Here is a 7,590-nt window from a genome sequence, read left to right on the forward strand (position 1 = left end):
GGGCCCGGGTGGCCGCGCTGTTGAGGGTGCGCGAACTCTCCGCGGCCGCGGCGCAGAAGCGGGTGGCCTCCTTCGAGGCCGCGCTGGCGATCCGGACCCCGCCCGAGCAGCTGGTCCCGCCGATGCCGTCCCGGGGAACGACGCTGGCCGCGATCCTGCGCGACATGAGCCTGGAGCTGGCCAAGACCCCGGACCGCACCCAGGCCCGCGCCCAACGCGCCCGGCTGATCCTGGTGGCCGCCCTGGAGGCCTGCGGCCTGCAGCCAGAGCCAGCCGCCGCCCGGGCCGATCAGCTGATCGCCGCCTGGAGCCGCTGATCAGACCTCTCTCCACCAGGGGTCGACTTGCTCCACCCGGGAGGGCTCCAGCGAGCCTCCCAGGCGGGGAGTGATCACCCGCAGCCGCTGTTCATCGGCGAGGCGGAGCAGGGTCTCCGCCGGCTCGTCCCACGCGTGCAGGGCCAGGTTGAAGGTGCCCCAGTGCACCGGGAGCAGCGTTCCTCCTCCCAGCATCCCGAAGGCCTTCGCCGCGTTCTCCGGCCCCAGGTGGATGTCCGCCCACGCCGGGTGGAAGGCGCCGATCTCCAGCATCACCAGGTCGAACGGCCCCAGCCTCCGGCCGATCTCCCGAAACTCTTCGGTCAGCCCGGTGTCGCCGCTGAAGAACACCCGGTGGCGATCGGAGCGCAGCACCCAGGACGCCCACAGGGTGGCGTTGCGATCCCCCAGCGCCCGTCCGGAGAAGTGCTGCGCCGGCGCGGCGGTGAAGCTCAGTCCTCCTCCGGGCAGGACCTTCTCCTCCCACCACTCCAGCTCGGTGATCAGCTCCGGGAGGACGCCCCACGCCTCCAGATGCGCGCCCACCCCCAGCGCGGTGATGAAGGGCACCCGCCTCCGGGCCAGCTCGCGGATGGTGGCGATGCAGAGGTGATCGTAGTGGTCATGCGAGACCAACACCGCGTCCAGCGGCGGCAGCGAGGAGAGCTGCACCGGCACCGGATGGAAGCGCTTGGGCCCGGTGAAGGAGGCGGGGGAGGCGCGGTCTCCGAACACCGGATCGGTGAGGATCCGGAAGCCATCCACTTCCAACAACAGGGTGCTGTGTCCCAGCCAGGTGACCCGCAGCCCGGTCTCCGCCGGCCGCTGCCAGACCGGCCGGGGATCCAGCAGCGGCAGGGGTCCTTTGGGAACCCGGGCCTGGCCTCCGCGGAAGTACTCGCCCAGCAGCGGCAATGGGCTGCCCTTGAGACCGGGGCCGACGCCCGCTCCGGCGCTGTTGCGGAACTGGCCGTCCACGAAGCGTTGCGACGCACGCACCCGCTCGAGCCGAAGCCCGGCTGCCTGCCCACCTAGGACTGCGACCCGTCTGGCGCTCATGGACGTTCTCTAACTGCGGGGCGGATGCGATAACAGGGGACCAACCGTCCCAGGGGAGCGAAGAAGATATGTGTCGCGAGGTGCAGTGCCCGAAGTGTGGAAGGCCGACCTGGGCGGGCTGTGGCGCTCACATCGAGCAGACGCTGGCCCATGTGCCCCGGGAGGCGCGCTGCCAGTGCAATCTCGCGCCCCAGGCTCCCGCAGTTTCCGGAGGCAAGAAGCAGCCGTAGTCGTTCTCAGACCCTCTCCGCGGGCAGTCAGCGGCGCGGGCGCGTCGGCCCCGGCGCCAAGCTCCGGCCAAGGTCTCTCGATCACCGGATCATCATTCGCAGCAGGATCGCCGCCGCCGCCGCTCCCGCCACGCTGAGCAGGGTGACCAGGAACACCTTCCACCCCGAGCGCGGGGCCTTGCCGATCACGTGCTCCGGCCGCTGGATGGCGATGCGGGGAAGCATGGCCGCCGCCTCGTGCAGGGCCTGCAGCGACAGGTTGATGCCCGGCGCGATGACCCCGCCCTCGAAGGCCCCGTCGGCGGCGACCACGTCAAAGGTGGTGGCGGTGCCGCTGTCGATGATGATCAGATCGCCGGGATAGACCAGGTGCGCGCCGATGGCGTTGACCAGCCGGTCGGCGCCCGCCTCGCTCGGCTTGGTGATCCGCGCCGTCATGCCCAGTTCGGCGTTCTCGCCGATGACCAGAGGCTCGACGCTCAGGTAGCGCCGCGACAGGTTGCGCAGGTTGAAGATCGACTGCGGCACCACGCTGGAGATGATGCATCCGTCCAGCTGGCCGATCGACAGGCTGCGCATGGTCAGGAGCTGGCTGAGCCAGACCGCGTATTCGTCGGCGGTGCGGCTTGCCTCAGTGGCCGTGCGCCACTGGGCGACCCAGTCGCTGCCGTCGTGGACCGCGAACAGGGTGTTAGTGTTGCCTTGCTCGATCGCCAGAAGCATCAGGCGGCCTCCCCGAAGAATACGTCGCCGGCCGAGATCAGCCGCAGTTCGCCACCCGCCAGCCGGAGCCGGAGCGCCCCGTCCGGCGCGACGCCCTCGGCCCGCCCGGTGACGGTTTCATGGCCGAGCCGCGCGACGGCGGGGCCGTCGAGCCCGGTCGTGCGGGCGCGCCAGGCGTCTAGAACCGGTTCAAATCCGAGCGCCTCCCAGCGCGTCATCCAGACAGAAAAGGCCTCCGCCAGCTCGCGCAGGGCGACATCGATCATGGGCGGCGCGCCGACCTGACCGGACAGGTGCTGCGCCAGCGCCGTGGCGGGCCGCTCCGTGCCGACGGGCGCCTCGGCGAGGTTGATCCCGATCCCGACCGCCAGCCACAGACCGCCCGAGGCGTGGACGCCGGACTCGACCAGCACGCCCGCGACCTTGTCGCCGGCCAGCATCACGTCATTGGGCCATTTGATCGTCACCAGCGACGGCGGCGCATAGCGGTCCAGCAGGTCCGCGACAGCGAGGGCGGCGATGAAAGTGACCTGCGCCGCCTCGGCCGGAGGCTTGCGCGTGGTGGTCAGCAGGGTGGCGAACAGATTGCCCGTGTCGCTCTCCCAGACCCGGCCGCGGCGTCCACGGCCCGCGGTCTGGCGCCGCGCCGCAATCCAGAGCGGGCCGGTTTCGCCGGCTTCGGCCCGGCGGCGGGCCTCCGCATTGGTGGAGTCGGTCTGTTCAAGCAGCAGGACGGGCGCGGCCGGAGCCACCGTCAGCCCGCCCCGTAACCGACCGCCGCCGCCCGCGCGAAGGGCTCCAGCCAGCTCAGGGCGACCATCACCAGCGGGAAGGAGAACAGGGCCGCGGCGACGGCGATGGTCTTCGCCTCGATCGGCGAACGGTCGATCGGCTCGACGCCCTCGGGCGCCGGATCAAACCACATCAGCTTGATGATCCGCAGATAGTAGAAGCCGGCCACGACGGAGGCGACCAGACCGGCGGCGCCGACCATCCAGTAGCCCGCGTCCGCGGCGGCCCCAAACACGGCCCACTTGCCCCAGAAGCCGGACAACGGCGGCATGCCGAGCACCGACAGCGACAGCACGGTCAGGGCCAACGCCATGACCGGCCGGTCCCTGCGCAGGCCGGCGAAATCCTGGATGCGGCGGATTGGCCGCCCGCCCCGGCTCAGCGACAGCAGGATGGCGAAGAAGCCGAACTGGTCGATGACGTACAGGGTCATGAACAGCAGCATGGCCTGAACGCCCAGGGTCGTCCCGGCGGCGATGCCCAGCAGGGCGTAGCCGATATTGGCGATCGAGGAATAGGCCAGCAGTCGCTGCATATCCTTCTGCACCAGACCGCCGAAGGCGCCGACTGCGAAGGAGATCAGCGAGATCAGAATCAGCACCTGGGCCCACTGGTCGTGCGAACCGGCGAAGGCCCCTTCCAGCGTCCGGGCGATCAGCACCATGGCCGCGACCTTGGGGGCGGTGGCGAACAGGGCCACGACCGGAGTCGGCGCGCCTTCGTAGACGTCGGGCGTCCACATATGGAACGGCGCGGCGGAGACCTTGAAGGCCAGGCCGCAGATCAGGAACACGAGGCCGAAGATCAGACCGGGCGAGGCGTTGGTCGCGGCGTAGGCGGCGATCTCGTCGAACCGCATCGAGCCGGTGAAGCCGTAGATCAGGCTCGCGCCGTACAGCAGCAGGCCGGACGACAGGGCGCCGAGCACGAAATACTTCAGCCCTGCTTCCGACGCCTTCAGGTCGTCGCGGTGGAAGGCGGCCAGCACATACAGGGCCAGCGAGTGCAGCTCGATGCCGACGTAGAGCGAGATCAGGTCGCCCGACGAGGCCATCATCCCCATGCCGGCCGAGGCCAGGACGATCAGGACCGGGAATTCGAAACGGGCGATACGCGTGCGCTTCATCCAGCCGTCGCCGAGCACGATGGCCACGGCGCTGGACAGGAAGATCAGGGCCTTGCCGTAAACCGCCAGCGGATCGGCCACATAGGCGCCGTTGAAGGCCCGGCCCAGCGGACCTGTCACGGCCAGGGCGGTCGCCGCGAGCAGCAGCAGGACAGACAGAACCGAGACCAGCCGCGCGCTCTTCTCGCCGACGAAGGCGCCGACCATCAGGAGCACGAGGCCGCCGACCGCGAGGGCGGCTTCCGGGGCCGAAAGTTGAAGGGCGGAAATCAGATCAGGCATCATGGTCTCACCCGCCGATCGCAAGTTGATAGGCGGAGGTCAGGGCCCCGACCGAGGCGTTGGTGAAGTCGAGCACGAGCCCGGGCTGGACGCCCAGCCAGAGCGTGCCGAGGATCAGCGGAACGAAGATCAGCAGCTCGCGCCGGTCCACGTCGGTGATGGTCTTCATCGCCGGATTGGTGATCTGGCCGAACATGACGTTGCGATACAGCGTCAGCGCATAGACCGCCGAGAAGATCACGCCCGAGGCGGCGACGAAGGCCGTCCAGGTCGAGACCTGGTAGATGCCCGTCATGGTCAGGATCTCGCCGATGAAGCCCGAGGTCCCCGGCAGGCCGACGTTGGCCATGGTGAACAGCATGAAGATAGCGGCGAACCACGGCATCCGCGCGGTCAGGCCGCCGTACAGGGCGATCTCCCGGGTGTGCATGCGGTCGTAGACCACGCCGACGCACAGGAAGAGCGCGCCCGAGATCAGGCCGTGGCTCAGCATCTGGAACACCGCGCCCTGCACGCCCTGATCGTTGCCGGCGAAAATGCCCATGGTCACGAAGCCCATGTGCGCCACCGACGAATAGGCGATCAGCTTCTTCATGTCGGTCTGCCGGAAGGCGACCAGCGAGGTGTAGACGATGGCGATGGCCGACAGGGCGAAGACCAGCGGCGCGAACATCTGCGACGCCAGGGGGAACATCGGCAGGTTGAACAGCAGGAAGCCGTATCCGCCCAGCTTCAGCAGGATGCCGGCCAGAATGACCGAGCCGGCCGTCGGCGCCTGCACGTGGGCGTCGGGAAGCCAGGTGTGGACCGGCCACATCGGCATCTTGACCGCGAACGAGGCGAAGAAGGCCAGCCACAACAGGGGCTGCGCATAGGCCGGGAAGGCGAATTCCTTCAGCGCCGGGATGCTGGTGGTGCCGGTCTCGGCCGCCATCCACAGCATGGCCAGCAGCATCAGCACCGACCCGAGCAGGGTGTAGAGGAAGAATTTGTACGAGGCGTAGATCCGGTTCGCCCCGCCCCACACGCCGATGATGATGAACATCGGCACCAGGGTGCCTTCGAAGAAGATGTAGAACAGGAACAGATCGAGGGCCGTGAACACGCCGATGCACAGCGTCTCCAGCACCAGGAAGGCGATCATGTAGTCGACCACCCGCTCCTTGATCGTGGTCCAGCTGGCGAGGATGCACAGCGGCATCAGGAAGGCGGTCAGCAGCACGAACAGGACCGAAATCCCGTCAACGCCCATGTGATATTCGGCGCCCGCGAACCAGACATAGCGCTCGACGAACTGATAGGCGGCGCTCGAGCCGTCGAAGCCGGCCACCAGCACGGCCGAGACGGCCAGGGTCACGAGCGTCGTGACCAGGGCGATCCAGCGCGCCGCGCCGGCCGCCTCGCCCTTGCCCAGCAGCCGGGCGATCAGGATCAGGCCCGCGCCGACCAGCGGCAGGAAGGTGACGACGCTGAGGATGAAGGGGATCTGGGGCAAGATCAGGCTCCCCACGCATAGATGGCGAAGGCGAGGAAACCGGCCACGCCGAGCAGCATCACGAACGCATAGTGGTAGACATAGCCGGACTGGAGCTTGCCCAGTCGGGCGGCGGATTTCAGCGAGGCCCAGGCCGCGCCGTTGGGGCCGAGGCCGTCGATGATCTTCACGTCGCCGATCTTCCAGAACAGATCGCCGAGCGCCTTGGCGCCGCGCACGAAGACGAAGTCATACAGCTCGTCGAAGTACCACTTGTTGTACAGGAAAGCGTGGATCACGCCGCCCCGGTCGGCCATGCGGCGCGCCATGCCTTCCTTCAGGACATAGAGCCAGAAGGCGGCGAACGTCCCGATCAGCGTCAGGATCAGCGGCGACCACTTCACCCAGGTCGGGACCCCGTGGGCGTCGTGCAGGACGTGGTTGTGCTCGCCGGTGAAGATGGCGCCGCGCCAGAACTCGTTCTCGTGGTGGCCGGTGAAGAACGGCTCGAACAGGAAGCCGGCGGCGATCGCCCCGACCGACAGCAGCAGCAACGGCACCAGCATCACCCACGGGCTCTCGTGCGGCTTCAGCGGACCATGGTGGGCGTGGTCGTCATGGGCGTGGTCGTCGTGCGCATGCGCATCGTCAGCCAGCGGCTCCGAGTGGGTCTCGAACTGGGCGTGCGAGGCATGGTCATCGGCGTGATGCGCGTCCTCTTCCTTCCAGACAGGCTTGTTGTGGAAGGTCATGAACACCAGGCGCCACGAGTAGTAGGCGGTCAGACCAGCGGCGAGGATGCCGACAGCGAAGGCGAACAGGCCCATCGGCGAGTGATTGCTGGCCGCCGCCGCGAAGGCGCTCTCGATGACGATGTCCTTCGAATAGAAGCCGGCCAGACCGCCGATCCCGGGAATGCCGAGGCCGGTGATGGCGATGGTGCCGATCATCATCACCGCATAGGTGACGGGCAGCAGTTTCCACAGGCCGCCCATCTTCCGCATGTCCTGCTCGTGGTGCATGCCGTGGATCACCGAGCCGGCGCCGAGGAACAGCAGGGCCTTGAAGAAGGCGTGGGTGAACAGGTGGAACATGGCCGCCTCATAGGCGCCCACGCCCGCGGCGAAGAACATGTAGCCGAGCTGCGAACAGGTCGAATAGGCGATGACCCGCTTGATGTCGTTCTGGGCCAGACCGACGGTCGCGGCGAACAGGGCGGTCACCGCGCCGGTCAGGGCGATGATCGACGAGGCGACCGGCGCGTACTCGAAGATCGGCGAAAGCAGGCAGACCATGTAGACGCCCGCCGTAACCATGGTCGCGGCGTGGATCAGGGCCGACACCGGGGTCGGGCCCTCCATCGCGTCGGGCAGCCAGGTGTGCAGGAAGAACTGGGCCGATTTGCCCATGGCGCCGATGAACAGCAGCACCCCGGCGAGGTCGAGCGCCGACCAGGTGTGGCCCAGGAATTCCCAGCCCGTGCCCTCGCGCGCGGCGATCATCGGGAACAGCTCGGCGAACTCGATGGTGCCGAACATCCAGAAGACGGTGAAGATGCCGAGGGCGAAGCCGAAGTCGCCGACGCGG

Annotated in this window: 6 protein-coding genes and 1 pseudogene; 1 reads left to right on the plus strand and 6 read right to left on the minus strand. The window is 68.3% G+C overall.

The genetic code is table 11. From position 1 onward, the window contains the following. Positions 1 to 317, plus strand: a 317-nt coding sequence (locus V6M45_RS00930) for a hypothetical protein (protein WP_332653348.1), incomplete at its 5' end; no start/stop codon positions are given. Here the strand turns inward: V6M45_RS00930 and V6M45_RS00935 are convergent. The 6 genes and pseudogenes from V6M45_RS00935 to nuoL form a co-directional block, all read right to left on the minus strand. Beyond that, entirely contained in the window at positions 318 to 1,316 is a 999-nt protein-coding gene (locus tag V6M45_RS00935; protein WP_332653350.1) for an MBL fold metallo-hydrolase, read from the minus strand. A 470-nt stretch (positions 1,317 to 1,786) separates the two neighbouring features. Further along, positions 1,787 to 2,332 (minus strand): annotated as a pseudogene (locus V6M45_RS00940) (type III pantothenate kinase); the annotation flags it as partial. Continuing rightward, on the minus strand, positions 2,329 to 3,081 hold the full coding sequence (locus V6M45_RS00945) for a biotin--[acetyl-CoA-carboxylase] ligase (protein WP_442880514.1): 753 nt from the start codon (positions 3,079 to 3,081) through the stop codon (positions 2,329 to 2,331). The pseudogene V6M45_RS00940 and the gene V6M45_RS00945, both read right to left, overlap by 4 nt. A gap of 2 nt (positions 3,082 to 3,083) precedes the next feature. After that, positions 3,084 to 4,529: an NADH-quinone oxidoreductase subunit NuoN gene (nuoN, locus tag V6M45_RS00950; protein WP_332653352.1), complete on the minus strand. Its 1,446-nt coding sequence runs from the start codon at positions 4,527 to 4,529 to the stop codon at positions 3,084 to 3,086. A 7-nt stretch (positions 4,530 to 4,536) separates the two neighbouring features. Then, on the minus strand, positions 4,537 to 6,015 hold the full coding sequence (locus V6M45_RS00955) for an NADH-quinone oxidoreductase subunit M (RefSeq protein WP_332653356.1): 1,479 nt from the start codon (positions 6,013 to 6,015) through the stop codon (positions 4,537 to 4,539). Positions 6,016 to 6,026: 11 nt separating this feature from the next. Then, the coding region (nuoL, locus tag V6M45_RS00960; RefSeq protein ID WP_332653353.1) for an NADH-quinone oxidoreductase subunit L at positions 6,027 to 7,590 on the minus strand (1,564 nt) is incomplete at its 5' end.

It is taken from the genome of Brevundimonas sp. (assembly GCF_036676055.1).
In the GTDB taxonomy this organism is placed as follows: Bacteria; Pseudomonadota; Alphaproteobacteria; order Caulobacterales; family Caulobacteraceae; genus Brevundimonas.

What these genes read in the sequence shown, in the direction of transcription:
- nuoN (WP_332653352.1), bottom strand. Translation starts at nt 4,529, where the DNA reads ATGCCTGATCTGATTTCCGCCCTTCAACTTTCGGCCCCGGAAGCCGCC.